The 24,535-nt window shown below is 63.2% G+C and carries 22 protein-coding genes and 2 pseudogenes; 13 read left to right on the top strand and 11 right to left on the bottom strand.

From position 1 onward, the window contains the following. Positions 1 to 601: 601 nt before the first annotated feature. The 5 genes from rpmH (at position 602) to NFH98_RS20650 (ending at position 5,436) form a co-directional block, all read left to right on the top strand. Complete coding sequence (gene rpmH / locus NFH98_RS20670) at positions 602 to 736, top strand: 50S ribosomal protein L34 (RefSeq protein ID WP_008959105.1); 135 nt, start codon at positions 602 to 604, stop codon at positions 734 to 736. Positions 737 to 749: 13 nt separating this feature from the next. Further along, entirely contained in the window at positions 750 to 1,199 is a 450-nt protein-coding gene (gene rnpA, locus NFH98_RS20665; RefSeq protein WP_083970680.1) for a ribonuclease P protein component, read from the top strand. 199 nt (positions 1,200 to 1,398) lie between these two features. After that, positions 1,399 to 3,078: a membrane protein insertase YidC gene (gene yidC / locus NFH98_RS20660; protein ID WP_108131947.1), complete on the top strand. Its 1,680-nt coding sequence runs from the start codon at positions 1,399 to 1,401 to the stop codon at positions 3,076 to 3,078. A 153-nt stretch (positions 3,079 to 3,231) separates the two neighbouring features. Then, complete coding sequence (gene mnmE / locus NFH98_RS20655; RefSeq protein WP_213229459.1) at positions 3,232 to 4,602, top strand: tRNA uridine-5-carboxymethylaminomethyl(34) synthesis GTPase MnmE; 1,371 nt, start codon at positions 3,232 to 3,234, stop codon at positions 4,600 to 4,602. Positions 4,603 to 4,863: 261 nt separating this feature from the next. Next, positions 4,864 to 5,436: a YceI family protein gene (locus tag NFH98_RS20650; protein ID WP_349623098.1), complete on the top strand. Its 573-nt coding sequence runs from the start codon at positions 4,864 to 4,866 to the stop codon at positions 5,434 to 5,436. Between the two features lie 31 nt (positions 5,437 to 5,467). On the opposite strand, the gene NFH98_RS20645 is transcribed toward NFH98_RS20650, so the two are convergent. From NFH98_RS20645 to rdgB, 6 genes and pseudogenes are all read right to left on the bottom strand, one after another. Next, complete coding sequence (locus tag NFH98_RS20645; protein WP_349623097.1) at positions 5,468 to 6,343, bottom strand: 23S rRNA (adenine(2030)-N(6))-methyltransferase RlmJ; 876 nt, start codon at positions 6,341 to 6,343, stop codon at positions 5,468 to 5,470. A gap of 600 nt (positions 6,344 to 6,943) precedes the next feature. Next, a pseudogene (locus NFH98_RS20640) lies at positions 6,944 to 7,090 on the bottom strand (OmpA/MotB family protein); the annotation flags it as partial. Positions 7,091 to 7,149: 59 nt separating this feature from the next. Further along, a pseudogene (locus NFH98_RS20635) lies at positions 7,150 to 7,296 on the bottom strand (OmpA/MotB family protein); the annotation flags it as partial. Between the two features lie 59 nt (positions 7,297 to 7,355). Continuing rightward, entirely contained in the window at positions 7,356 to 8,030 is a 675-nt protein-coding gene (locus tag NFH98_RS20630; RefSeq protein ID WP_045992732.1) for a YiaD family glycine zipper/OmpA-like lipoprotein, read from the bottom strand. A 38-nt stretch (positions 8,031 to 8,068) separates the two neighbouring features. Beyond that, the gene (gene hemW / locus NFH98_RS20625; RefSeq protein WP_222516264.1) at positions 8,069 to 9,238 is read right to left on the bottom strand and encodes a radical SAM family heme chaperone HemW; all 1,170 of its coding nucleotides are present in this window, start codon (positions 9,236 to 9,238) and stop codon (positions 8,069 to 8,071) included. After that, complete coding sequence (gene rdgB / locus NFH98_RS20620) at positions 9,238 to 9,849, bottom strand: RdgB/HAM1 family non-canonical purine NTP pyrophosphatase (protein ID WP_045992730.1); 612 nt, start codon at positions 9,847 to 9,849, stop codon at positions 9,238 to 9,240. Before rdgB ends, hemW begins: the two co-directional genes overlap by 1 nt. A gap of 328 nt (positions 9,850 to 10,177) precedes the next feature. On the opposite strand from rdgB, the gene NFH98_RS20615 reads away from it, so the two are divergent. Further along, entirely contained in the window at positions 10,178 to 10,849 is a 672-nt protein-coding gene (locus tag NFH98_RS20615; RefSeq protein WP_045992729.1) for a LuxR C-terminal-related transcriptional regulator, read from the top strand. A gap of 160 nt (positions 10,850 to 11,009) precedes the next feature. Here NFH98_RS20615 and NFH98_RS20610 read toward each other — a convergent pair whose 3' ends face one another. The 5 genes from NFH98_RS20610 to NFH98_RS20590 form a co-directional block, all read right to left on the bottom strand. Next, on the bottom strand, positions 11,010 to 12,251 hold the full coding sequence (locus tag NFH98_RS20610; RefSeq protein ID WP_045992728.1) for a P-loop nucleotide/nucleoside kinase family protein: 1,242 nt from the start codon (positions 12,249 to 12,251) through the stop codon (positions 11,010 to 11,012). Positions 12,252 to 12,263: 12 nt separating this feature from the next. Continuing rightward, positions 12,264 to 13,556 carry a glutamate-1-semialdehyde 2,1-aminomutase gene (gene hemL / locus NFH98_RS20605; protein ID WP_045992727.1) on the bottom strand — a complete coding sequence of 431 codons (1,293 nt, stop codon included), beginning with the start codon at positions 13,554 to 13,556 and terminating at the stop codon, positions 12,264 to 12,266. A 174-nt stretch (positions 13,557 to 13,730) separates the two neighbouring features. Continuing rightward, on the bottom strand, positions 13,731 to 14,543 hold the full coding sequence (gene thiD, locus NFH98_RS20600) for a bifunctional hydroxymethylpyrimidine kinase/phosphomethylpyrimidine kinase (protein WP_108449583.1): 813 nt from the start codon (positions 14,541 to 14,543) through the stop codon (positions 13,731 to 13,733). 35 nt (positions 14,544 to 14,578) lie between these two features. Next, a complete protein-coding gene (gene hemJ / locus NFH98_RS20595; protein ID WP_045992725.1) occupies positions 14,579 to 15,010 on the bottom strand; it encodes a protoporphyrinogen oxidase HemJ in 432 nt (143 codons plus the stop codon). A gap of 9 nt (positions 15,011 to 15,019) precedes the next feature. Then, positions 15,020 to 16,966, bottom strand: coding sequence for a chloride channel protein (locus NFH98_RS20590; RefSeq protein WP_261395295.1), 1,947 nt, complete (start codon positions 16,964 to 16,966; stop codon positions 15,020 to 15,022). A 263-nt stretch (positions 16,967 to 17,229) separates the two neighbouring features. Here NFH98_RS20590 and argC point away from each other — a divergent pair, with 263 nt between their 5' ends. From argC to rsmG, 7 genes are all read left to right on the top strand, one after another. Continuing rightward, positions 17,230 to 18,264: an N-acetyl-gamma-glutamyl-phosphate reductase gene (gene argC / locus NFH98_RS20585; protein ID WP_222567993.1), complete on the top strand. Its 1,035-nt coding sequence runs from the start codon at positions 17,230 to 17,232 to the stop codon at positions 18,262 to 18,264. Positions 18,265 to 18,433: 169 nt separating this feature from the next. Continuing rightward, positions 18,434 to 18,787, top strand: coding sequence for an iron-sulfur cluster insertion protein ErpA (gene erpA, locus NFH98_RS20580; RefSeq protein ID WP_108131956.1), 354 nt, complete (start codon positions 18,434 to 18,436; stop codon positions 18,785 to 18,787). Between the two features lie 221 nt (positions 18,788 to 19,008). Then, the gene (locus NFH98_RS20575) at positions 19,009 to 19,764 is read left to right on the top strand and encodes a transporter substrate-binding domain-containing protein (protein ID WP_045992721.1); all 756 of its coding nucleotides are present in this window, start codon (positions 19,009 to 19,011) and stop codon (positions 19,762 to 19,764) included. A 164-nt stretch (positions 19,765 to 19,928) separates the two neighbouring features. Further along, positions 19,929 to 20,600, top strand: a complete 672-nt coding sequence (locus NFH98_RS20570) for an amino acid ABC transporter permease (RefSeq protein WP_045992720.1) — start codon at positions 19,929 to 19,931, stop codon at positions 20,598 to 20,600. A gap of 28 nt (positions 20,601 to 20,628) precedes the next feature. Then, positions 20,629 to 21,399: an amino acid ABC transporter ATP-binding protein gene (locus NFH98_RS20565; RefSeq protein ID WP_045992719.1), complete on the top strand. Its 771-nt coding sequence runs from the start codon at positions 20,629 to 20,631 to the stop codon at positions 21,397 to 21,399. A 540-nt stretch (positions 21,400 to 21,939) separates the two neighbouring features. Continuing rightward, entirely contained in the window at positions 21,940 to 23,835 is a 1,896-nt protein-coding gene (gene mnmG / locus NFH98_RS20560) for a tRNA uridine-5-carboxymethylaminomethyl(34) synthesis enzyme MnmG (protein WP_349623096.1), read from the top strand. After that, a complete protein-coding gene (gene rsmG / locus NFH98_RS20555; protein ID WP_045992717.1) occupies positions 23,832 to 24,500 on the top strand; it encodes a 16S rRNA (guanine(527)-N(7))-methyltransferase RsmG in 669 nt (222 codons plus the stop codon). Before mnmG ends, rsmG begins: the two co-directional genes overlap by 4 nt. Positions 24,501 to 24,535: the final 35 nt, after the last annotated feature.

The raw sequence follows: 24,535 nt of genomic DNA, 5'->3' as shown, positions 1-24,535 counted from the left end.
GCGAGCTACCTTGGTTGAAGAACGACCGCACATTGTAGCCTTGTCACCACGAGTTATCCACACGAGAACGGCACCAAAACCTAGCTGTGGAAAACCCTTGTACGCCATTCGGAGTTGTGCTGGAACAACTTGCTGGCGAACGAGTCCCTGTGGACAATCTCATCATTGATCCACCGGAACCACACCGCTCCTCCCCGCGGTCTCAACGTTTTCTCCACACTTTTATATGCAACGCAACATGTTGAAATTTCATACGTGAACACGCTTATCCACAAAAACTATCCCCAGTAGTAATAACAACATCAGTCAAGAACTTCTCTTTATTGTTATGTAGGCAGTGGGTCATGTCGCGAGGCCAGTCCCGGGTGGCTTGTTCACCCGCCGGTTCGGCTCGAGCAGAAGTTATCCCCAGCCGTCTAGGCCGGACTGGCAGGGGCGAACACCCTGAAACCTGCTTTCTGGCCCGCGAAAAGATTGCACCCAGGGCTTGAAATCACTAAAATATCCGGTCTTGAGCCGAATACCCCCGGGGGCCCGAGCGGATTCCGGGAGCCTCTGGATGTCTATCCGTTCCAAAAAACCACTGTGGGATTAACGAGTTATGAAGCGCACATTCCAACCGAGCGTTCTCAAGCGCAAGCGCGCGCACGGCTTCCGTGCTCGCATGGCCACCAAAAACGGCCGCGCCGTTCTGGCACGTCGCCGTGCCAAGGGCCGCAAGCGCCTGAGCGCCTAAGCGCAGGTCCTTCGTGGCCTGTCTGACCTTTCCCCGGCAATGCCGCTTGCTGACTGCCGGGGACTACCGCCAGGTGTTCGATGGGGCGGTCTACAAGGTTCACGGCAAGGGCCTGATGGCGTTGGCGATTCCCAATGACTTGGGACACCCTCGCCTGGGCCTGGTCTTCAGCAAGAAGAACGTACGCCGGGCCGTCGATCGCAATCGACTGAAACGACTGGCTCGTGAGTCCGTTCGGCATGCACAGCATCGACTTCCCGCCGTGGATATCGTCTTGCTGGCCAGGCGTGGCGTCAACGAGGTCGACAACGACACCGTGCTGCGCCAGCTGTTCGGCATGTGGCGTCGTCTCGAGCGCGAGGCCGAGAAGTCGACTCGTCCCTCGCGGACATCGACGACACCTCGCCACGCGAGTGACACCCGGGGTGACACTCGGTCACAGCCGAAGCAAAGCCGTAACTAGCAGCAAGAGGCTCTTCAATGCCGAACACACTTCGTCCGAGCATGAACGAGTCCCTCTTCCGGCCCCTTGACGTCACCTCTCGCGACGCGGAACGTTTCCGTACGAATACTGGCCTGCCTCCGGCAGGCTTTCGTGTATCTCATGTAGGCGTCTCGCGTGGCGCCATCGGCATGTTCACTTCCCTTCGGGCAGACCCTTCATGGACGTAAAACGACTACTCCTGCTGATCCCCCTGGCGGTGCTCGCCTACCTGATCATGGTGCAGTGGAACCAGGACTACGGTCAGCCGCCCAGCACCCCGGATGCTCCGGCGATCACCAGCAACGCGACCTCAAACGGTGCCGACGCCTCCACGTCGGAAGGCTTGGCGGCACCCAGCTCGGCCAATGATGTCGGCAGCGAGCTGCCCGGCAGCAGCGAGCCCGCTGCCAACAGTCGAGATCTCATTGCGGTCATCACCGACGTCCTCGACGTGCGTATCGACCCCCAGGGTGGCGACATCGTCTACGCCGCCCTCCCCCAGCATCTGATGAGCCAGGATGGGGATCGGCCCTACGTGCTGCTGTCCAACAACAGCACCCTGAGCTACGTCGCTCGCTCTGGACTGCAGCTTGACGGCAACAGCGGTCGTATCGCCTTCTCGCCCGAGAAGACCGAGTACCGCCTGGCCGACGGCCAGGACAGCCTGCAGGTGGACATGACCGCCACCGTCAATGGCATCGATATCGTCAAGCGTTTCACCTTCAGTCGTGACGACTACGCAGTCGACGTCAGCTACCTGCTTGCCAACGCTGGCGAGGAGCCGGTCAGCGCACGCTTCATCGGCCAACTGGCCCGCGACAACAACCCGGATCCGTCCACTGGCCCCAAGATGGGCATGCGCTCCTTCCTCGGTGCGGCGTACTCCTCACCGGAGAACCGCTACGAGAAGATCGACTTCGAGGACATCCAGGCAGGCAACTTCCAGAACCGCGAGGTCGAGGGCGGCTGGGTCGCGATCATTCAGCACTACTTCACCTCCGCCTGGGTACCGCCGCAGCAGCAGGACAACCTGTTCTACGCCGCCACCGACAGTCAGGACCGCAACGTTGCCGCCTTCGCCGGCCAGGCCCAGACCCTGGCGCCGGGCGCCGACGCCACCCTGGGTGCCACCCTCTACATGGGCCCCAAGGTGCAGGAGCGGCTTGAGGCCGTGGCACCGAACCTGGAGCTGACCGTCGACTTCGGCTGGCTGTGGTTCATCGCCAATCCGCTGTTCTGGCTGCTCGATCACATCCACGATCTGATCGGCAACTGGGGCTGGTCCATCGTCATCCTGACCATCATGGTCAAGGCTGCCCTGTGGCCGCTGTCTGCCAAGGCCTACAAGTCCATGGCACGCATGCGCAAGCTTGGCCCGGAAATGCAGCGTCTCAAGGAACGCTTCGGCGATGACCGCCAGAAGATGTCCCAGGAGATGATGAAGTTCTACCAGAAGGAAAAGATCAATCCGCTGGGCGGCTGTCTGCCGATCCTGATACAGATGCCGGTATTCATCGCGCTGTACTGGATGCTGCTGGAGTCCGTGGAACTGCGTCACGCGCCCTTCATGCTGTGGATCCAGGACCTGTCGGTGAAGGACCCCTACTTCGTCCTGCCGATCCTGATGGGCGCCTCCATGTTCGTTCAGCAGATGCTCAACCCGACGCCTCCGGACCCGATGCAGGCGAAGATCATGAAGATGCTGCCGATCGTCTTCACCTTCTTCTTCCTGTGGTTCCCGGCCGGTCTGGTCATCTACTGGGTGTGCAACAACTGCATCTCGATCATTCAGCAGTACGTGATCACCCGCAAGATCGAGGAAGACCCCAGCGTCGGCAAGGGCATGAACACCAAGTAAGTCCTCATGCATGACGCTTCCAGACCCCCGCTTCGGCGGGGGTCTGGCGTTTCAGGGCCCGCACCTCTGGCCACAGCCGTTGGCCACACCAGCCGGACTGGCAAAGCCAGGCGCTGCGCCTGACAATACGCCCGATCATCAAGGAGTCTGACCATGACCACGCCTCTCTACACCCAGGACAGCATCTGCGCCCTCGCCACGCCGCCGGGTCGGGGCGGCGTCGGCATCATACGCGTCTCGGGGCCTGCCTGTGGCGCGATTGCCAGCGCCATGCTGGGCCAGGTACCGGAAGCGCGCCAGGCCTTCTACGGACCGTTCAGGGGCGATAACGGGGTAATCGATGAAGGCATCGCGCTGTTTTTCGAAGGGCCACACTCCTTCACCGGCGAAGACGTGCTGGAACTTCAGGGTCACGGCGGCCCGGTGATCATGGACATGCTGCTCGAGCGCTGTGTGGCGCTGGGGGCACGGCTGGCCCGCCCGGGTGAGTTCTCCGAGCGCGCCTTTCTCAATGACAAGCTCGACCTGGCTCAGGCCGAGGCCATCGCCGACCTGATCGACGCCAGCTCCCGTGGCGCCGCCGAAAATGCCTTGCGTTCCTTGCAGGGCGAGTTCTCCACCCGCGTGCAGTCGCTGGTCCAGGGCCTGATCGAGCTGCGCATGTACGTCGAGGCGGCCATCGACTTCCCCGAGGAGGAGATCGACTTCCTCGCCGATGGCCATGTCGCGGCCAAGCTTGGCGCGCTCATGACGGAGCTCGCCGAGGTGCGTCGCAGTGCCGGTCAGGGCGCACTGATGCGCGAGGGCATGAGCGTGGTCATCGCCGGACGGCCCAATGCCGGCAAGTCGAGCCTGCTCAATGCGCTGACCGAACAGGACACGGCCATCGTCACCGATATCGAGGGCACCACCCGGGACGTATTGCGAGAACATATCCATCTGGACGGCATGCCGCTGCACATCATCGACACCGCCGGCCTGCGCGATACCCCCGACGCGGTGGAAAAGATCGGCGTGGCCCGCGCCTGGAGCGAAATCGAGAAGGCCGACCGGGTCCTGCTGCTGGTGGACGCCACCACCACCGAGGCCACCGACCCCATGGCCATCTGGCCGGAATTCGTCGAGCGCCTGCCGGACGCCTCACGCTTGACCCTGGTGCGCAACAAGGTGGACCAGAGCGGTGAAGCACCGGGACTCGATTTATCCACAACACCTCCTACGCTGCGGCTCTCCGCCAGATCACGTCAGGGTGTGGATAACCTCAAGTCTCACCTCAAGGAGATCATGGGCTTTCAGTCCACCACCGAAGGCCGCTTCTCGGCTCGGCGTCGTCACCTGGACGCGCTCGACCGCGCTCGCGAGGCCCTCGACAACGGCCATGCACAACTCGAAGGCTATGGCGCGGGCGAGCTGCTGGCCGAGGACCTGCGTGATGCCCAGCAGGCGCTGGGGGAGATCACCGGCGAGTTCAGCGCCGACGATCTACTGGGTGAGATCTTCGGCAGCTTCTGTATCGGCAAGTGAATGCCTGAAAATGCATAAAAGCCTTTAAAGCAGACGCTCTACCGATAGCGAGCACTTACCCACGTTTATGCGCCAGCGATCGCCTCGCCATCCCTTCGGTGACGGCGAAGCCACGCCTGGCGCCGACATGGGGCGCCTTAGGCGTCCGCCATCACTGGTGCCAGGCATCCGCCCCCCGGCCGGCCGCACCGAGGGCTCGTCCAGGGCATCTGTCATACCCGCTACACTGTGGGCAATGCCCCCTTGCCCACAGGAGTCCCCATGAAAGTCCTTCCCCTGGTTGTCGCAATGGCGCTAGGCAGCGTCTCGCTTTCCGCCCTGGCGGACTGGCAGCTGTCCGGTGACGATTCACGCCTGTGGTTCGGCTCGGTGAAAAACCAGAGCATAGGTGAGACCCACCACCTGGACGGTCTGTCCGGCGGTATCGACGATAACGGCAAGGTCACCATCGAGGTGGCCACCGAATCGCTGGACACGGGCATCGATATCCGTGATGAACGGATGCTCGAGCACCTGCTGGCCGCGGCCAGCTTCGCGATCTCGGCCCAGGTCGATACCTCCAGCTTCGATTCACTTGGCGTAGGCGAGACCCTGGCGACCAGTATCCCGGTCGATATCATTCTCGGCTCGGCGTCGACCGAGCAGGAGGCCCAGGTACTGGTGGCAAGACTCGCCGACACACGCTGGCTGGTGGTATCGGATCAGCCGGTATGGATAAGCGCAGAATCGCTGGGCTTCGAGGACGGCATCGCCGCCTTGCAGGAAATCGCCGGCCTCTCATCCATCGACCGAACCTCACCGGTGGGCTTTCGCTTGATGTTCGAGGCACCATGACCCGATTGGCGTCTGGACCAACGACCAGGCGCTACTCCTCGACCCACCAGCGCTGCTCGTGGCGCGCTGCGTCACCGAGCAGCGGCAACCAGTCAGCGATGGCGGCATGCATGCTGTCGCTGACACCCCAGGGCGGGTTGGCCACCAGCATCCCGCTGCCGTACATGCCGTGACTCGCCCCACCCGGGGGGTGCAGGATCACCTCGCTGCGCCATAGCTTGCGCACACCGCTAGCTCGCAGCCTGTCCAACAGCTCCTGGTGGCGCCCGGCGGGCAGCAGTGGATACCACAACAGCAGCACCGCGTGGCGGACCTTGCCGAGGGCATGAATCATGGTCTCGGCGACCTCCTGGTACTCCGACTTGCGCTCGAAACTCGGGTCGACCAGCACGCACAGCCGCGGTGTCTTTACCGGGAGCAGTGACCTGAGCCCGGCCAGGCCATCGCCATGCACGCGTCGAATATTCGCCTGCTGCCCTTCGCCTGCCAGTGACTGCCGGGCCAGGTGGCCGTGCTCACCCGGGTGCAACTCGAACAGGGTCAATCGGTCCTGATCACGCAGCCGATGACCCAGCCACCAGGGCGAGCCCGGGTAGTGGGTCAATTGCTGTGGGCGCGGCTGAACGGAGTCGATCGCCTCAAGCCAGGTCGTCAGCAGTGGATTCTGCGCGCCCGCCTTGCACATCTCGGTGCGGCTGTCCCACAAGCGCTTGACGCCCGTCTGGTACTCCTTGAGCCGCGCGGTTTCTTCAGCCGCCAACGGATAGCTTCCTCGCCCGGCGTGAGTATCTATAAACGTAATAGCACTATCTTTACGTAATAGGTGTTCGATCGTGGCGTAAAGCCACAAGTGTTTATGAACGTCGGCGAAATTGCCGGCATGATAGGCGTGCTGATAGGAAAGCATGGATGGTCTGACCTGGTCGTGGGGCGAAAATCGTTCGCCGAGTCGATGACGTTACGATAACAGCAAGTAGGGGTCTGCGTGCAGACGTATGGACTCATGACAGACATTGGGCTTTATCCGAGTAGGTACGCTGTACCCCCACGAACCCGAGCCGTTGAATATCATTGAGCCGTCGCCAGTTATCGCTGTGACCAAGGTTGAGGCAGCAGCAGGGCTTGGGCGAGACCAGGCCAGACCAGGAGAAATCTAGCGAGTCCTGGAGAGATCTAGGCGCTGTCCGAAAAGTCGACGAGCGAAGGTTAGACAAGGCAAAAATCGGTGAGAAAGCGCAGTTTACGGGGTGTAAATGAGCATTTTGATCCGATTTTTAACGCCGTATTACCGAGCGCAGGCACTTTTCAGACAAGCCCTAGCGGGTCCTGGAGAGACCGGGCAGGAATGAAGAGAAAGGCAGGTATCGAAAAGGCCCGCGCCTCTGTCGAGAGGTGCGGGCCTTGCCGTTGCAGTCGCTGCAACGTCGCGACTTCAGCTACGGGCTATCGACGCAAGCAAGAGAAACCCACCGAGGGGGGCCTCCCTCATACAGGCGGCCAAGTCGCCTTACCCCTGCTGGCCGGTCGGCGTCAGGGTAATCTCGACGCGACGATTCTGGGCGCGACCTTCTTCGGTGTTGTTGCTGGCGATCGGCTGGTTTTCACCGTAGCCGCTCACATACAGACGGCCGGAGGCGACACCCTGCCCCTGGAGAATAGAGAAGCCCGCCGAGGGGCAGGCCTCCCTCATACAGGTCAGGCAGCCGAGTCGCCTTACCCCTGCTGGCCGGTCGGCGTCAGGGTAATCTCGACGCGACGATTCTGGGCGCGACCTTCTTCGGTGTTGTTGCTGGCGATCGGCTGGTTTTCACCGTAGCCGCTCACGTACAGACGACCGGAGGCAACACCCTGCCCCTGGAGAATAGAGAAGCCCGCCGAGGGGCAGGCCTCCCTCATACAGGTCAGGCAGCCGAGTCGCCTTACCCCTGCTGGCCGGTCGGCGTCAGGGTAATCTCGACGCGACGGTTCTGGGCACGACCTTCTTCGGTGTTGTTGCTGGCGATCGGCTGGTTTTCACCGTAGCCGCTCACGTACAGACGACCGGAGGCGACACCCTGCCCCTGGAGGTAGCTGCCCACCGACTGAGCACGACGCTCGGACAGACGCTGATTGTAGCTGGCGTCGCCGGTAGAGTCGGTGTGGCCGGCGATATTGACGCGGGTTTCCGGATACTGGGTCAGCACGTTGGCCACGTCGTTGAGGGCGCTAGTGGCGCCGCCGGTCAGGTCGGCGGAGTCGAAGCCGAAGGTCACGCTACTCGGCATGTTGAGCACGATGTTGTCACCCTGGCGCTCCACGTCGATCCCGGTACCCTGCATGCTCTGACGCAGCTGTTCTTCCTGGCGATCCATATAGACACCGATGCCACCGCCCACGGCGGCGCCCGCAGCGGCGCCAATCAAGGCACGGTCACGCTTGCTGGTGCTGCCGTCGCCACTGATGGCACCGGCAGCGGCACCGACGGCGGCACCCACAGCGGCGCCAATGCCGGTGTTGTTGCGATCGGTCTGGCCAGTGTAAGGATCCGTTGTGGAGCAGCCAGCCAGAATCACGGCGGCTGCCAGCGGGGCGATCAGTCGAGTCTTGCTGCTCATGGCGTCAACGTCTCCTTCCATGTGGTATATCATCCCTTTCAGTCTTCGCTGAACAGGGTCAAAAGGTCGTTCAAGAATAATAGACCTTGCGCAGAAGCTTGAACCCTGGCGGCGTCTTGCACAATAAGTCCCTTTTCACGCGCCTTGTCGATCTTTGGCGACAACTCTGCCACAGAGCGTCCTGTGTGTGCACACCAGGTATCCAGCGATACCCCGTCGACCAGTCTCAGTGCGTTCATCGCGAATTCCAGCGCCACCTCGTCGGGCTTCACCCGCCGGTGACCGGCCACGAAACCCCGTGGGTCCTGATGTCGCCGCAGGTAAGCCTCGGGCTGGCGAGTCTTCCAGCGACGCTCGATGTGGAAGCCCGACTCGCCCGGCTGGCTGATCTTGCCGTGGGCACCGGCGCCGATCCCCAGATAGTCGCCGAAGCGCCAGTAGTTGAGGTTGTGACGCGCCCGACGCCCGGGCTTCGAGTAGGCCGAGATCTCATAGCGTTGAAACCCTGCCGCCTCGAGACGCTCGTGGCCCAGGTCCTGGATATCCCACAGCACCTCTTCTTCCGGTAGCCGCGGTGGCTTGGCATGAAACTCGGTATTGGGCTCCAGCGTCAGCTGATACCAGGACAGGTGTTCCGGCGCCAGCGTGATGGCCCGCTCCAGGTCGGCAAGCGCGAGCTCCGGGGTCTGCCCCGGCAAGCCATGCATCAAGTCCAGATTGAGATTGTCGAATCCGGCTCGGCGAGCCTCATCGAAGGCGCGCTCGGCGTCCTCGCCGCCATGGATACGACCCAGCGCCGAGAGCTGTGCGTCGTGAAAACTCTGCACGCCAAGCGACAGCCGGTTTATGCCGGCACGGCGATAGTCGGCAAAGCGGCCACGCTCCAGCGTCCCCGGGTTGGCTTCCAGCGTAATTTCGATATCCGAGGCGAAAGGCACCAGCTGGCTCGCCGTATCCAGCAATCGGCGATAGAAATCTCCAGACATCAGACTCGGCGTGCCGCCGCCGATGAAGATGCTGACCAGCTCGCGTCCGTCGGCAAGCCTGGCATCGCTGCGCAGGTCGTCGATCAACGCCGCCAGATAGGCCTCTTCGGGGAGTTCGGCGCCGCGCCCGACACCGTGGGAATTGAAGTCACAGTAGGGACACTTGCGCACGCACCAGGGCACATGGACATACAGCGCCAGCGGCGGAAGACGAGACACCATCACGAACTCGACCGACGCTCGAGTTCGAGCAGCAGCGCCGAGAGGGCGCGACCGCGATGACTCAGTCGGTTCTTCTCCGCCGCGCCGAGTTCGGCGGCGCTGGCGCCCTGATCCGGCAGCCAGAACAGTGGGTCATAGCCAAAGCCGCCCTCACCGCGCGGATGGGCCAGGATCTCGCCACGCCAGTCGGCCTGGACAATCAGTGGCACTGGATCCTCGGGATGCTCGAGCAGCACCAGCACGCACCAGTAGCTGGCACCACGACTCCCTTCGGGCACCTCGGCCATGGCCTCGAGCAACTTGTCGTTATTGCGACCGTCGTCCTTGGGTTCACCGGCAAAGCGGGCGGAATAGATACCGGGGCGACCATCGAGTGCATCCACGGCGAGCCCGGAGTCGTCGGCCAGCGCCGGCAGGCCGCTGATACGGCTGGCTTCCCTCGCCTTGAGCAGGGCATTTTCGACAAAGGTCAGTCCCGTTTCCTCGACCTCTGGAACGGCAAACTCCGACTGGGCGTGAACCTTGATGCCCAGTGGCGCCAGCAGCGCGCCCAGTTCCTTGAGCTTGCCGGCGTTTCCACTGGCCAGCACCAGTTCGGTAAGTTGACTCATGGTGTCGCTCTTGATGGGTAGTTCGATAGAAGACACGTCGGCACTATGCCGGCATGTTTGCCTATACTCTATCATGCGCGGTTTGAATGCCGTTTAAGCACAAAGTTGGAAAAAAGATTCAAAAAATACCGGGAAACTGTCCGAAAATTCGCTATTTTCTAGGACCAAGGTATGAAATATTTCGGTATAACCGTGTATCAAGCCTAACTTTACTATGCAGTAGTTACAGAACCTTACAAAATGAATGAAATAGGCCCATAATGGTCACCACTTACTAGTCATACCCATCCCTGTCAGCAGGCGTCTGCGGGTGCACGGAGACACGACGATGAGCAACAACACAGGACAGATAGTGCTGGTGACTGACCACAACCCTCAGTCACTGCTCTTCATCAACTATATCAAGGACCAATTCCACTGCCCTGTCTCCATCGCCGCCCCCGCCGACACCATCGAGATCGATGACAGTCAGCAGGTGCTGGTATTGATGGACGCCGACCACGTCGACGACGCCGCCATGCAGCATTGGCAGGACGTCAGTGCACGCCACAGCGGCCTGTTGCTCACCGCCTTCAACCTGCGTGACGAAGAGCATGCGCTGGAGGTGCTATCCTTCATGCATCTGCGAGGAGTCTTCTATCGTCAGGACAGCCTCGACAGTATCTGCAAGGGCATCGCCAAGCTGTTCGAGACCGACGATCTGTGGATGTCGCGCTCGCTGATGACTCGCCTGATCGAGTTTTCCCGCCGCCAGCAGCTCAATGCCTATCGACCGGCCTGTGGCCTGACCCAGCGCGAGATGGAGATCATCGGACTGCTGGGCTCCGGCGCCTCCAACATGGAAATTGCCGAACGCCTGTGCGTCAGCGAACACACCGTAAAGTCTCACCTGTACAACGTGTTCAAGAAGATTCGCGTCAGCAATCGCCTGCAGGCGGTCAACTGGGCACGCCAGAATCTCGGCGCACCTCCACCTCGACGCTCCACTGCGACACGCTAAGGCTCGACGACCGAGCCCCGGACCTACGGGGGCACGGATGCCTCTCGGCCGAAATCGAGCAACGGAATGAAGCGACTGCATCGACAACACAGGTGCAGCCAACAAGGACGCCGGCATCGCCGGCGTCCTTGTTGGTGGAGAAAGATACCTGGCTGGTCTCTCACAGCACGCGTATGTGCTCTTCGATCAGGCTGGCCAAGGTCTCCGCCGCGTTGTCGGCCGTGCTGTCCAGCCGCACCAGGTGCAGGCGTTCCTCGTCGGTGAAGTCTTCGAAGGCGTCCTGCTGTGCCGCCAGCACCGCCAGGCTCAACGATTCGTCCCGCTCATTGCGCACCGCACGTTTGCTGATGCGCCGTCTTAGCGTCTCGTCGTCGGCCTCGAAGCTTACCAGCAGCACCGGCAGTCCCCGGGCCTCGGCCTGCCAGCGCAACAGCTCGCGCTGCTTGCGCTCGAGGAAGGTGCCGTCGACACAGACCATGTAACCGGCATCCAGCAGAATCCCGGCGCAGGCGGCCAGGCGCTGGTAGGTCTTGTCGGTGGCCTCGCGGGTATAGATATCCACAGGCAGATCGTCACTACCCTGTTGTGGATTGAATCCATGCAGCACCAGGCGCTGAACATCAGAGCTCAGTCGCACCGCCCCCTGGCGTCCCACCAGGGTACGGGTGAAACGGCTCTTGCCGCTGCCCGACACCCCGACGCCGATCACCAGCGGCGGAAAGCGGAACTCCGCGTGGCGCTCCGCCAGGGTCAGGTAGCGGCGGAAACTGTTCATGGTCTCGGCCATCAGCGACGGACGCTCCTGGCCGCTCACCTGGCGGCGCTGCAGCGCACGGCGCATGCCCGCCATGGACTCGATGACCTGCAACAGTGACAGGATCCGTGCCAGCTCGTAGTCGCCACTGCGACGTAGATAGCCATCCAGCGCCTGATGGGAGAGCGTCATCTCGCCACGCAGTTCGAGTTCCACCCTGAGACTCGCCAGGTCATGGCCGGGATCTGCCATCTCGGGATAGTCGAAGGGCTTGGGATCCTGGGCAGCACTCTGGGCGACCACCAGACGCCCGTTGTCACACAGACGTACATCGGAGTACTCCATGTACCAACGGCTGGGACGCAGGCGATCCTTGCGCACCTCGATGATCGGAGCGAGACGATCGAATTCCTGATCCAGCCACACCTTGAGGGCGTCCAGGCGCTCGACATCCTCGTCCCCGGTCAGCAGGGATCGACAGGCCGAGAACTCGGCCTCGCTGCGGTGCTTGAGCACCGTCAGCGGTTCCGGCAAATCGCTCTCCGGCGGCAACGGCTCGGCGTGAAACTCGGCCAGCGCGTCCAGCAGTTCTTCCAGGGTAAATGGCTCCAGCGCGGTGTCCGGCGAAGCGGCGTCATTGCCAGTCATGGTCGGCTCCTGTCAGGCCTGGGTCGTCATCTGGGCGAAGGCTTTCTCGGCAGCGTCCAGGGTCACCTGGATATCCTCCGGCGTGTGTGCACTGGACATGAAGCCAGCCTCGTAGGCCGACGGCGCCAGGTAGACTCCCTGCTCGAGCATGGCGGTGAAGAAACGGCGGAAGGCATCGGCGTCACAGGCGGTGGCCTGGGCAAAGTTCTCGACGCTGCTCTGAGCGGTGAAGAATACCCCGAACATCCCTCCCACGCGCTGGGTGATCATGTCGATACCAGCCTCGCGTGCCCGGCTTTCAAGCCCGTTGCACAGGGTCTCGACACGCTGCGCCAGGGCCTTGTGAAAGCCCGGCTCTTTCAGCTTGGTCAGCAGTGCCACCCCCGCCGCCATGGCCAGCGGATTACCGGCCAGGGTGCCGGCCTGGTACACCGGTCCCAGCGGCGATAGTTCGCTCATGATCTCGCGGCTGCCACCGAAGGCACCCACCGGCATGCCGCCACCGACGATCTTGCCGAGACAGGTCAGATCCGGGGTCACGCCAAAGTGTGCCTGGGCGCCGCCCAGGGCGACACGGAAACCGGTCATCACCTCGTCGAAGATCAGCACGCTCTGGTGGCGGTCACAGACCTGGCGCAGGGTCTTGAGGAAGTCGGCGCTCGGCGGGATGCAGTTCATGTTGCCGGCCACCGGCTCGACGATGATGCAGGCGATCTGACTGCCGATCTCCTCGAAACAGCGCTCCACCTCGTCGATGTCATTGTAGGACAGCGTGATGGTATGTTCGGCCAGAGCGGCAGGCACCCCGGGAGAACTGGGCTCACCGTGAGTCAGCGCGCCGGACCCCGCCTTGACCAGCAGCGAATCGCTGTGACCATGGTAGTTGCCCTCGAACTTGACGATCTTGTCCCGCCCGGTGAAGCCACGGGCCAGGCGAATCGCCGACATGGTCGCCTCGGTGCCCGAGTTGGTCATGCGCACCATCTCGATGCTCGGGATGATCTCGCAGATCAGCTCCGCCATGGTGGTCTCGACCGCGGTCGGGGTACCGAAGGACAGGCCCTTGTCGAGGCGCTCGCGCACCGCGCCCAGCACGTCGGGATCGGCATGGCCGGTGATCATCGGTCCCCAGGAGCCCACGTAGTCGACGTAGCGCTTGCCTTCGACATCGAAAAGGTAGGCGCCCTTTGCGCTCTCCATGAACACCGGCGGACGATGCAGCCCCTTGAACGCGCGCACCGGTGAGTTGACGCCACCGGGAATGTGCCGACAGGCCTGTTCGAAGAGCTCAGCGGATGTGGTCATGGCAACCTCTTTGCCCAAAAGTGAAATTCAATCATCGATGCCACAGACATCGATTCAGCGCGACACCGCCTGTGGATAACCCTGTGGAGGGCATGGGATAACCCGGTGAATTGGGCGCCAATACCTTCCAACAGGGGCTGATCGGGGTCTCTCATGCCGACTGCCGTGTCGCCATCATACCTTGACCTCGTCCGGCGAAAAGCGCGGCGTCGGCATTTTCCACAGCCGGCGAGGCAACGACTGCCCCTGGCCGGGCGTCCAGCCATGGGCCAGCGCCTGCCAGGCAAACACCTGAGCCTGCTCACAAGCCTGCACCAGACTTTCTCCCGCCGCCAGTCGCGTAGCCACGGCAGCGGCCAGGGTACAGCCGGAACCATGAAAGGTCGCCGGCAAGCGGGGCCAGGTCCACTGACGATCGCTGTCCGGAGTATGCAGGGTATGGGCGACACGCCCCTTGGCCGTCTGGCCCTGGGGATCATCGGTGCCGGTCACCAGCACCGCCTGGCAGCCCTGGTGCATCAGACTGACACAGCGCTCGGTATCATCCTGGTAGTCGAGCCCGGCCAGGCGTGCCAGTTCGTCGCGATTGGGGGTCAGGATATCTACCCTCGGCAGCAGACGCTCGAAGTAGGCGTCGATCAGCTCCTGGGTCGCAAGCGGTGATCCGCCCCCCGCCTTGAGCACCGGATCGGCAACCACCGGCACACCGGGCCGGCGGCGCACCACATCGACCACCGCGTCCAGCGCCTCGAGGTCGGCGATCAAACCGATCTTGATCGCCGCGATCGGCAGGCTCTCCAGCGCTGCGGCCGCCTGGCGAATGGTCGAGGCCGGCACCGGGTGAACCGCCTGGACGTCGACGAGGTCCTGTACCGTCAGTGCGGTAGGCACGGTCAGCGCCCAGCCTCCGCAGGCGGCCACGCTCTCGGCGTCGGCCACCAGGCCGGCACCGCCGGTCGGGTCATGCCCGGCCAGCACCAGCACCATCGGCAGGTGGGGCGAAGTCGAAGGACTCAGGCTATTCAAAAGGGTTTCACCACAGCCAGGATCACGATAGCCACCAGTGCCAGCACCGGCAGTTCATTGAACACACGAAAGAAGGTGGCACTGCGACGGCAACGATCCTCGGCCAGCTGCTTCAGGTAGATCAGGCAGACATGGTGATAGGCCACCAGCGCCACCACCAGCGCCAGCTTGGCGTGCAGCCAGCCCTGGCTCATCAGGGCCGGGTTCAACCACACCAGCAGGGCCCCCAGCAGCAATACCGCCACCATCGAAGGTGTCATGATGCCGCGATAGAGCTTGCGTTCCATCACCATGAAGGTATCCATGCTGGCGTACTCGCCCTTGTCCCGGGCCATGGCGTGGTACACGTAGAGCCGTGGCAGATAGAACATGGCGGCGAACCAGGTCACGATCGACATCAGGTGAAAGGCTTTTATCCACAGATACATGGCGACTCCTCAGGCTGTGGATGGATCAGACAGGCGGTAGTACCGCTCAATGGCATCCCGGGTGATGATACCGGAAATTCGCTTCTGCTTCGGTCGATAGCCGTGTTCCACGTAGAGTCCATCCACCTTGCTTTCGTTCAGCACGTTCAGCGCCTCGGTCAGGGTCGCCTGCAGGTGGATGGCCACCAGGTCCAGTCGCTGGCCGGGGATTTCCAGCAGGTCCAGCAACGCCTCCTTGTCTTCATCAGGGCTGGCCGCCGCTGGTGACACCGGCGGTGGCGAGCGATCGACGTTCTTGCCCGCGATGACATCCGCCTGGCCACCGGGGGCGCCCCCCTTGTCCACCAACACGTCCATGGCGGCGTTGTCGTCGCTGGCTTCGCGTTGACCTTCCGGCGCCGCCTTGTGTTCCTGTTTCTCCCGCTGTCCCTGCTGCTGCTCCTGCTGCTCGAGCAGATAACGCGCCAGGTCGGCCGCCTTCAGCGCCAGGGTCGGCTTGTCGTCGGTGGAACGTTCGATGATGATCCACACCGGTTTGGCCTCGAGCAATGCCCGAGCCTGGGTCTCCGAGATCCGTCGCCTGGTGCGCACCAGGCTGCGCTCCATCACCGCCGGCACCGACACCCGCGACAACGCCTGCATCAGCGGTTGCTGGAGGGGGTGCAGACCATGACGCTTGACGCTGATAAAGAAGCCGTCACAGCGACACAGCTGGCGCGCGGTCAGGCAGGACACCACCACCGCCAGCATGCCCGGCAACAGAATATGGGGCATATGGGTCAGTTCGAGCAGGGCCATCAGCGCCGCCAGCGGCGCCTGCAGCACCGCCCCCATCATCGCCGCCATGCCGATCATCGCGAATAGCCCAGGGTCTGCGGCCTTGTCCGGCCACATCCAGCCCCCGGCAATGCCGAACAGCGCCCCGGCGGCCGCGCCGACCACCAGCACCGGGCCGATGATGCTCACCGGCACCCCGCAGCCTACCGCGAAGGCAGTCAGCAGCAGTTTGCCCAGCACCAGCGCCATCAGAATATCCAGCGTCAAACGATTGAACAGCGCATCGGACAGGCTGTCGTAGCCGATGCCCTGGACCTGGGGGTAGCACCAGGCCAGCAGCGCCGCCAGGGCACCGACCAGTGCCAGGCGCCACCACAGCGGCAGGCTGGCGATGCGCTCCGAGCGCGATACATGGATGAACAGACCCGCCAGCAGGCCGATACCGAAGGCCATGGCGGCGATCCAGTAGATATTGAACAGCGAGCCCATGGACAGATCGGGAACCGCGAAGGCAGGGTCGGCGCCATAGACCAACTGGGAGACCAGGGCTCCCATGCAGGCCGCCAGGATGACCGGCATGAAGCCAACGATGGTGTATTCCATCATCACCACCTCCATGGCGAAGATCACCCCGGCGATGGGCGTATTGAAGGAGGCGGCGATGCCTGCCGCGGTGCCGCAGGCCACCAGCACCCGCAGGCTGTTGTGGGGCAGGCGCAGCAGTTGGCCGAGGCCACTGGAGGCGGCGGCGCCCAGGTGGATCGCCGGGCCTTCGCGCCCGGCGGACAGCCCCCCGACCACCGACACCACCCCCACCCACCACTGGTTCAACCAGTTGCGCAGCGGAAAGCGGCCCTGGTGATAGGTCAGGCGTTCGATCACATGGCTGACGCCGATCTTGCGGGCGGCCAGTGGCTGACGCCACAGCAGCACACCAATCACCGTCACCGCGATGATCGGCAGCACCATGCGCAGGCCGGTAGACAACTGCTCGAAGGCTTCGGGATCGTCGTAGGGCATCACCAGCATGGCGCCGACCATCAACGCCAGCCGGAAGACCACCATCAGACTGCCGGTGATCAGCCCCGTCACCACCCCCAGCACGCACAGTTGCGGCAGGGCGTCGACGCTCGCCAGCTGGCGACGGAAGGCATCAAGACTGAGATCGGGCAGGCGCATGGAGGTGTGGGTCGCTTCCTTGAGAGCGAAGGGTCGAGTCCCTGACGCAAGATGAAAGGCAGGCTTACCTTAGGTGACTATCTCTTGTGTATCATAGAACGTGACTTGGCACCCAGGCCGCCGTCATCGTCGTCTCTCGGAACCCCCATCGCCTGGCCCGAGAATCTCCAGGCAGGCCTGTGGCCAGGCCATTCGGCTCGCCTTGCGGGCGGCCACATTTCCATGGCAATGCGCTGAAACAGCAAAGTGCAAAGGAGCGTTACGTGATCAAGGTTGGAATCGTCGGCGGCACCGGTTACACCGGCGTCGAACTGCTCAGGCTGCTGGCGCGCCACCCCGAGGTGGAGGTGGACGCGATCACCTCACGAAGCGAAGCCGGCCTCGGCGTGGCCGAACTCTATCCCAACCTGCGAGGTCACTACGACGAGCTGCGCTTTTCCGAGCCTGACCCGGAGCGCCTGGCGCGCTGCGATGCGGTGTTCTTCGCCACTCCCCACGGCGTCGCCCACGCGCTGGCCGGCGACCTGCTGGAGCGAGGCACCCGGGTGATCGATCTGTCAGCCGACTTCCGGCTGCGCGACGCCGGCGTCTGGGCCGACTGGTACGGCCAGCCTCACGGCGCCCCGGGTCTGCTCGAGGAAGCCGTCTACGGCCTGCCCGAGGTCAGCCGCGATCAGATTCGCCAGGCCCGCCTGATCGCCGTCCCCGGCTGCTATCCCACCGCGGTGCAGCTTGGCTTTCTGCCGCTGCTGGAAGCCGGGCTGATCGACGCCGACCACCTGATCGCCGACTGCAAGTCTGGCGTCACCGGTGCCGGCCGTGGCGCCAAGGTGCCCTCGCTGCTGGCCGAGGCCAGTGAATCGATGAAGGCCTACGGCGCCTCCGGCCATCGCCACCTGCCGGAAATTCGCCAGGGGCTCGGCGACGCCGCCGGGGGTGAGGTCGGGCTGACCTTCGTGCCCCACCTGACGCCGATGATCCGCGGCATCCATGCCACCCTGTACGGGCGCCTGACCGGCGACCCCGGTGATCTCCAGCGCCTGTTCGAAGACCGCTTCGCCAACGAGCCCTTCGTCGACGTGATGCCCGCCGGCAGCCACCCCGAGACCCGTAGCGTCAAGGGCGCCAACCTTTGCCGCATCGCCGTACATCGCCCCGGCAACAGCGACACCGTGGTGGTGCTGGCCGTCATCGACAACCTGGTCAAGGGCGCCTCCGGCCAGGCCATCCACGCCCTCAATCTGATGTTCGACTTCGACGAGACCGCCGGTCTCGACGCCCCGGCGATAATGCCCTGAGGCCCATCCCCCCGCTTGCTGCGGGGGGATGTCGACGTAACAGGCACCTTACCTCCGAGGAAAAGTTGACCCTTTTACTCTGGCTTGGGGATAATGACCGATGCGGTCGACGTCGGCTGATCCGCGACATCGACCGCTTTGACCCTGTTTCTCGACCCCGGGAGCTCTCATGAGCGGTGCCGAATCCTTTGTCCCCACCCCGCTACTGCTGTCCGACAACGCCCAGCGCCGACTCAAGGCACTGATGGCCGAAGACGGCGCCAGCAACATCGCCCTGCGCGTCTATGTCACGGGAGGCGGCTGCTCGGGATTTCAGTACGGCTTCGACGTGGCCGACGGCGTCAACGACGACGACACCGAGATTCCCTTCGGCGATGTCGCGCTGGTGGTCGACCCGCTGTCCTACCAGTACCTGGTCGGCTCCACCATCGACTATGAGGAAGGCCTGGCCGGCGCACGCTTTCTGGTACAGAATCCCAACGCCACCACCACCTGTGGTTGCGGCGCCTCCTTTATGGTGTAGCGACCTTGCTGCGCGTCAGCCGACGCGACAGCAACACGCCTTTCCAGATAGCGCTTGATGCAGCCCTTGATGTCACCCTCGACGCAGCCTCCCGGCTGCGTCTTGCGTTGTGTTGTGGCGCCGCCAGCGTTGGCCCAGCGGATTCTCCCCCAACTTGACCCCTTCCCCGCAACTCGCCATGGTAGTTGAGGATTTCACAATAACGTCAACTGGGGAAAATCATGAAAACCGCCCTTACTTCTGCCGCTCTTACCTCCGCCCTGCTCACCTTCGGTGTCATCGGCAGCGCTCAGGCCGAGACCCTGAACGTGGCCACCGACCCGAGCTTCGTGCCGTTCGAGATGATGGACCAGGAATCCGGCGAAATGGTCGGCTTCGACATGGACATCATTGCCGAGCTGGCCGAACGTGCCGGTTTCGAATACGAACTGCGCACCATGGACTTCAACGGCATCATTCCCGCCGTCCAGACCGGTAACGTCGACATCGCCATCGCCGGTATCACCATCACCGACGAACGTGCCGAGATCGTCGACTTCTCCGACCCCTACTACGACAGCGGTCTGAAGATCCTGGTCAACGCCGACGAAGAAGGCGTCAGCGAGATCGATGACCTGTCCGGTATGCGTATCGGCACCAAGATCGGCTCCACCAGCTATGACTTCCTCCAGGAAAACCTGGGCGAGGACGCCGAGATCACGCCCTATCCGGGCACCAGCGACATGTACATGGCCCTGCTCGGCGGCAGCGTCGATGCCGCCTTCTACGACGCCCCCAACGTCGGCTACTTCTCCCAGACCCGTGGCGAAGGCAAGGTCAAGGTCGTTGGTCCGCTGTACGAAGGCCAGCAGTACGGCATCGTCTTCGTCAAGGGCAGCGAGTGGGTAGAGCCGGTCAACGAGGCCCTGGCGGCGATGAAGGAAGACGGCACCTACGACGAGATCCACGCCAAGTGGTTTGGTTCCACCAGCGAGTGATCGCAGTCCATAGCGACCTGGGCAACCGACCTGGGATTCATGGGGGCCGGTACACGACCGGCCCCCTTGGTGTTACCCGGACGTCACCCCGAGGCACTGTCTCGACCCCGGCATCAAGGCCTTTCGCCTTGTCCTGATTTCACGTGCATGACGGAGACCCACTCGTGGACGTCAACTTCCAATTCGACTGGTCGGCGGCGCTGTCCTCCATCCCCCAGCTGCTGACCGGCATCCCCTATACCCTGCTGATCTCCTTCGGCGGTCTGGCCATCGGCTTTGTCATCGGCATCATCTTCGGCCTGTTGCGCATTTCCCCGAGCGCCTGGCTGCGTGTTCCCGCCGTGGCCTACATCGAAATCTTCCGCGGCACCCCGGTACTGGTGCAGGTACTGTTCATCTTCTATGGCCTGCCGAGCATCCTTGGTGGCCCCATCGATGCGGTCACCGCAGGTATCGCTGCCATCGCCGTCAACTCCGGCGCCTACATCTCGGAGATCGTTCGCGGTGGTGTGCAGTCCATCGAGCGCGGCCAGCGCGAGGCCGGCCTGTCGCTGGGCCTGTCCCGCCGCCAGACCTTCCGCTACATCATCTGGCCCCAGTCCTTCCGCCGCATGATCCCGGCGCTGGGCAACCAGGCCATCATCAGCATCAAGGACACCTCGCTGTTCGCCGTCATCGGCGTGGGCGAGCTGGTGCGCCAGGGCCAGATCTACATCGCCACCACCTTCACCGCCCTGGAGGTCTATCTGATGGTGGCGCTGCTCTATCTTGCCATCACCCTTTCCTTGTCCTTCGCCCTGCGCATGCTCGAGCGCAAGGGCCTGGTGGGCCAGTGAGGTGCAACATCCCATGGAAAATTCCGACATGAACCCAGCCTCTCACGCCCAGGGCGAGCCCATCGTCCGTATCGACAAACTCAACAAGCACTTCGGCTCGCTGCACGTGCTCAAGAACATCGACCTTGAGGTGGCCCAGGGCGAAGTGGTGGTCGTCATCGGCGCCAGTGGCTCCGGCAAGTCGACCCTCATCCGCTGCGTCAATGGCCTGGAAGAATTCCAGCAGGGCGCCCTCAGGGTCGACGGCAACGACCTCAAGCCCGACGGCAAGGCCAGCCAGGCGCTGCAGACCATCCGCACCGAGGTCGGCATGGTGTTCCAGCAGTTCAACCTGTTCCCTCACCTCAGCGTGCGTGACAACGTCACCCTGGCCCCGATGAAGGTGCGCGGCGAAAGCCGTGACAAGGCCGAGGCCACCGCGGAACGGCTGCTCGATCGGGTCGGCATCAAGGACCAGGCCGACAAGTACCCGACCCAGCTCTCCGGCGGTCAGCAGCAACGCGTGGCGCTGGCCCGTGCACTGGCCATGGAGCCCCGTCTGATGCTGTTCGACGAGCCCACCTCGGCGCTGGACCCGGAGATGATCGGTGAGGTGCTCGACGCCATGCGTGAGCTCGCCAGAGAAGGCATGACGATGATGATCGTGACCCACGAGATGGGCTTCGCCCGGGAGGTCGCCGACCGCGTGATCTACATCCACAAGGGTGAGATCGTCGAGCAGGGCAAGCCCGAAGAAGTCTTCGACAATCCGCAGAATGAACGTACCCAGAGCTTCCTGGCGCGAGTGCTCAAGCACTGAAAAAACCGCCCGTTCGAGCCTCTGAAACGCCCTGTCGAGTGATCGACAGGGCGTTTTTTTGGCTTTTTGGGGCTGTGGACAAGATTTTTCACATTTGGCTGCGAAGCCCACTACCACGGGGGCTGTGGGCAAGTCGGCGAGTTGTTCACCGTCGCGGTGACAACCGCCCCCGAGCTCGGTGGATAACTGGTGGAAGCCGAGCCCTGTGGGCAAGTCATGATTGTGTCCACAGGCAGATAACACGCCATCAAACGCTGGTACGTCCCTTGTCCAACAAAGGATCAACATTGTATCTCTTTGTTTTTAGTAGGTTTAAATGGTTTTTCCACAGAAAGTGTCCACACCAGTAGTTACAACCACTACAGAACTTCCTTTCTTATTCTTTTATTTTTTTATAGGTAGGTAAGTGAAGCTCCTGCCTGACGGACGGGGTGTGGAAAACCCTGACGTTTACCCACAGGAGGGTTTATACTGGCCGGCTATTTTTCGTACGAACCAAATATCCAGACCGCTGGCGCGCTGCGCCGAACGAGGTGAACCTTGGAGTATCCCGACCGCTTTGACGTCATCGTCATCGGCGGTGGCCATGCTGGAACGGAAGCTGCCCTGGCCTCTGCCCGCATGGGTTGCCAGACCCTGCTGTTGACCCACAACATCGAGACCCTGGGCCAGATGTCCTGCAATCCCGCCATCGGCGGGATCGGCAAGAGTCATCTGGTCAAGGAAATCGACGCCCTCGGCGGCGCCATGGGATTGGCGACGGACCTGGGCGGGATCCAGTTTCGCGTGCTCAACGCCCGCAAGGGCCCCGCGGTACGGGCGACCCGTGCCCAGGCCGATCGTGTGCGCTACAAGGCCGCGATTCGTGGCATGCTGGAAAACCAGCCGAACCTGACGCTGTTCCAGCAGGCTGCCGGCGACCTGATTGTCGACCAGGACACCGTGCGCGGCGTGGTCACCGAGACTGGACTGCGATTCCTGGCCGAAACCGTGGTGCTGTGCACCGGCACCTTCCTCGGCGGGGTGATCCACATCGGGCTGGACAACAGCCGTGGTGGTCGTGCCGGGGATCCGCCCTCCAATGCCCTGGCCGAGCGTCTGCGCGCCTTGCCGTTTCGGGTCGATCGCCTGAAGACCGGCACCCCGCCGCGCATCGATGCCAAGAGCGTCGACTTCTCGCGCCTCGAGGAGCAGCCGGGCGACAGTCCGACTCCGGTGATGTCCTACCTGGGATCGCGGGACATGCATCCGCGCCAGGTCAGCTGCCATATCGCCCATACCAACGAGCGCACCCACGAGATCATCTTCGACAATCTCGATCGCTCGCCGATGTTCTCCGGGGTGATCGAAGGGGTCGGGCCGCGCTACTGCCCGTCCATCGAAGACAAAGTCCACCGCTTCGCCGACAAGACCAGCCACCAGGTATTCGTCGAGCCGGAGGGTCTGGATACCCATGAGCTATACCCAAATGGTATTTCGACCTCCTTGCCCTTCGACGTGCAGCTCAAGGTGGTGCGCTCCATCGAAGGTCTCGAGCGGGCCCATATCACCCGTCCGGGCTACGCCATCGAGTACGACTTCTTCGATCCGCGAGACCTGAAGCACTCGCTGGAAACCAAATTTATCCACAACCTGTTTTTCGCCGGCCAGATCAACGGCACCACTGGCTACGAGGAAGCAGGGGCCCAGGGCCTGCTCGCCGGGCTCAACGCCGCGCGTCGCGCCAAGGCGCTCGACGCCTGGTGTCCGCGCCGCGACGAGGCCTACCTCGGGGTGCTGGTGGATGACCTGATCACCCTGGGCACCAAGGAGCCCTACCGGATGTTCACCTCCCGCGCCGAGTACCGGCTGTTGCTGCGTGAGGACAACGCCGACATGCGCCTGACCGAACACGGTCGCGCACTGGGTCTGGTGGACGATGAGCGCTGGGCGCGGTTCAGCGACAAGCGTGAAGCGGTGGAGCGCGAGAGCGCCCGGCTCAAGGCCACCTGGGTGCAGCCCGGGACCGATGCCGCCGCCACCATCGAGCAAATCACCGGCAAGCCGCTGGCCCGCGAGTACAGCCTGATGGACCTGCTCAAGCGCCCGGAACTCGGCTATGCCGACGTGGCTGCGGCCAAGGGCGAGCCGGTGAGCGACGAGACGGTCGCCGAACAGGTCCAGATCCAGGCCAAGTACCAGGGCTACATCGATCGTCAGCAGGACGAGATCGACAAGCTCAAGCGACACGAGTCCATGGCCCTGCCCGCCGATCTCGACTACAGCCGAGTCGAGGGGCTGTCCCACGAGATTCGCCAGAAGCTCGCCGAGGCGCGCCCGGAGACCCTGGCCCAGGCCGGGCGGATCAGCGGGGTGACCCCGGCGGCGGTATCGATCCTGCTAATTCACCTCAAGAAACGCCGGTTGCTCGATGATCGCGAGGTGGCCAGCGGATGAGTCAGGCGATGTCCCCGGCCCTGCAGCAGCGACTGCACGAGCGCTTGAGCGAGGGCCTTGCCGCCCTCGAGATCACGGCCACCGCCGTCCAGCTTGACCAGCTGCTGGCCCTGGTGGGTCTGTTGCACAAGTGGAACCGGGCCTATAACCTCACGGCGGTACGCGATCCGCTGGACATGGTCTCTCGCCACGTGCTCGACAGCGCCGCGGTGCTGCCCTGGGTCAAGGGCCCACGGGTGCTCGACGTGGGTGCGGGGCCTGGCCTGCCCGGCCTGGTGCTGGCGATCCTCAACCCCGAGCTCGACGTCAGTCTGCTCGACAGCAACGGCAAGAAGGTACGCTTTCAGCGTCAGGCGGTGATGGAACTTGGGCTCGCCCGGGTGACCCCGATCCAGGCGCGAGTGGAAGCCTATACCCCGGCCGACGGCGGGTTCGATCAACTGATCTCGCGGGCCTTTGCCAGCCTCGAGGACTTCGTCGAGCTGACCCGGCCGCTGCTGGCGCCCCACGGCCAGTGGCTGGCGATGAAGGGACCGGCGGTGGACGGCGAGCTTGAACGCCTGGAGGACGACGTGCGCTGTGTCTCGCGCCATGCGTTGAGGGTGCCGTACGAGTCAGCGGGTCGAGAACTGGTTATGCTGGAACCCGAGGCCGGGGGCCGCTAGGCTCGGGCTTGGGGTTCGGTTTTCACGATTTTGCC

Origin of the sequence: Halomonas sp. H33-56 (assembly GCF_040147035.1) — a bacterium.
GTDB classification, from domain to species: Bacteria; Pseudomonadota; Gammaproteobacteria; order Pseudomonadales; family Halomonadaceae; genus Halomonas; species Halomonas litopenaei.
Note: the sequence above shows the minus strand (reverse complement) of the source record. Positions and strands in the feature narration are given on the sequence as shown.

Bases quoted from the DNA above. Each gene is read 5' to 3' on its own strand.
- yidC (WP_108131947.1), top strand. From the start codon at position 1,399: ATGGACGTAAAACGACTACTCCTGCTGATCCCCCTGGCGGTGCTCGCC.
- NFH98_RS20645 (WP_349623097.1), bottom strand. From the start codon at position 6,343: ATGCTTTCCTATCAGCACGCCTATCATGCCGGCAATTTCGCCGACGTT.
- hemL (WP_045992727.1), bottom strand. From the start codon at position 13,556: ATGACCACATCCGCTGAGCTCTTCGAACAGGCCTGTCGGCACATTCCC.
- NFH98_RS20630 (WP_045992732.1), bottom strand. From the start codon at position 8,030: ATGAGCAGCAAGACTCGACTGATCGCCCCGCTGGCAGCCGCCGTGATT.
- hemW (WP_222516264.1), bottom strand. From the start codon at position 9,238: ATGGTGTCTCGTCTTCCGCCGCTGGCGCTGTATGTCCATGTGCCCTGG.
- NFH98_RS20575 (WP_045992721.1), top strand. From the start codon at position 19,009: ATGAAAACCGCCCTTACTTCTGCCGCTCTTACCTCCGCCCTGCTCACC.
- erpA (WP_108131956.1), top strand. From the start codon at position 18,434: ATGAGCGGTGCCGAATCCTTTGTCCCCACCCCGCTACTGCTGTCCGAC.
- NFH98_RS20565 (WP_045992719.1), top strand. From the start codon at position 20,629: ATGAACCCAGCCTCTCACGCCCAGGGCGAGCCCATCGTCCGTATCGAC.
- rsmG (WP_045992717.1), top strand. From the start codon at position 23,832: ATGAGTCAGGCGATGTCCCCGGCCCTGCAGCAGCGACTGCACGAGCGC.
- hemJ (WP_045992725.1), bottom strand. From the start codon at position 15,010: ATGTATCTGTGGATAAAAGCCTTTCACCTGATGTCGATCGTGACCTGG.
- rpmH (WP_008959105.1), top strand. From the start codon at position 602: ATGAAGCGCACATTCCAACCGAGCGTTCTCAAGCGCAAGCGCGCGCAC.
- NFH98_RS20590 (WP_261395295.1), bottom strand. From the start codon at position 16,966: ATGCGCCTGCCCGATCTCAGTCTTGATGCCTTCCGTCGCCAGCTGGCG.
- NFH98_RS20610 (WP_045992728.1), bottom strand. From the start codon at position 12,251: ATGACTGGCAATGACGCCGCTTCGCCGGACACCGCGCTGGAGCCATTT.
- thiD (WP_108449583.1), bottom strand. From the start codon at position 14,543: ATGGTGCTGGTGCTGGCCGGGCATGACCCGACCGGCGGTGCCGGCCTG.
- NFH98_RS20650 (WP_349623098.1), top strand. From the start codon at position 4,864: ATGAAAGTCCTTCCCCTGGTTGTCGCAATGGCGCTAGGCAGCGTCTCG.
- mnmE (WP_213229459.1), top strand. From the start codon at position 3,232: ATGACCACGCCTCTCTACACCCAGGACAGCATCTGCGCCCTCGCCACG.
- rdgB (WP_045992730.1), bottom strand. From the start codon at position 9,849: ATGAGTCAACTTACCGAACTGGTGCTGGCCAGTGGAAACGCCGGCAAG.
- NFH98_RS20615 (WP_045992729.1), top strand. From the start codon at position 10,178: ATGAGCAACAACACAGGACAGATAGTGCTGGTGACTGACCACAACCCT.